Annotated in this window: 1 rRNA gene; it reads left to right on the top strand. The window is 57.6% G+C overall.

From position 1 onward, the window contains the following. Positions 1–24: 24 nt before the first annotated feature. Positions 25–998: ribosomal RNA gene (locus ABS784_RS16835) — 23S ribosomal RNA — on the top strand; the annotation flags it as partial.

Here is a 998-nt window from a genome sequence, read left to right as displayed (position 1 = left end):
AAGGAAGAAGCCGAGAGCGCAATAGGTTAAGCTGGAAAGGGCGCACGGTGGATGCCTTGGCACTAGGAGCCGATGAAGGACGGGGCAAACGCCGAAACGCTTCGGGGAGCTGTAAGCAAGCGTTGATCCGGAGATGTCCGAATGGGGGAACCCACTGTCCGTAATGGGGCAGTATCCATGCCTGAATCCATAGGGCATGGAGGGCACACCCGGGGAACTGAAACATCTTAGTACCCGGAGGAGAAGAAAGCAACCGCGATTCCCCAAGTAGCGGCGAGCGAAACGGGAACAGCCCAAACCAAGAGGCATGTCCTCTTGGGGTTGTAGGACCGCTCACGATGGGAGTGAGAAAGGGACGGGGTAGACGAACCGGTCTGGAACGGCCGGCCAGAGAAGGTGAGAGCCCTGTAGTCGAAACTTCGTTCCCTCCCGAGCGGATCCTGAGTACGGCGGGACACGAGGAATCCCGTCGGAAGCAGGGAGGACCATCTCCCAAGGCTAAATACTCCCTAGTGACCGATAGTGCACCAGTACCGTGAGGGAAAGGTGAAAAGCACCCCGGGAGGGGAGTGAAAGAGAACCTGAAACCGTGTGCCTACAAGTAGTCAGAGCCCGTTGATGGGTGATGGCGTGCCTTTTGTAGAATGAACCGGCGAGTGACGATGGCGTGCGAGGTTAAGCCGAAGAGGCGGAGCCGCAGCGAAAGCGAGTCTGAACAGGGCGTGTGAGTACGTCGTCGTCGACCCGAAACCAGGTGATCTACCCATGTCCAGGGTGAAGGCCGGGTAACACCGGCTGGAGGCCCGAACCCACGCACGTTGAAAAGTGCGGGGATGAGGTGTGGGTAGGGGTGAAATGCCAATCGAACTTGGAGATAGCTGGTTCTCCCCGAAATAGCTTTAGGGCTAGCCTCGGGTTTAAGAGTCTTGGAGGTAGAGCACTGATTGGGCTAGGGGCCCAAAACGGGTTACCGAACCCAGTCAAACTCCGAATGCCAA

Source organism: Geobacillus sp. G4, from assembly GCF_040327975.1.
Lineage (GTDB): Bacteria > Bacillota > Bacilli > Bacillales > Anoxybacillaceae > Geobacillus > Geobacillus thermoleovorans.
Note: the sequence above shows the minus strand (reverse complement) of the source record. Positions and strands in the feature narration are given on the sequence as shown.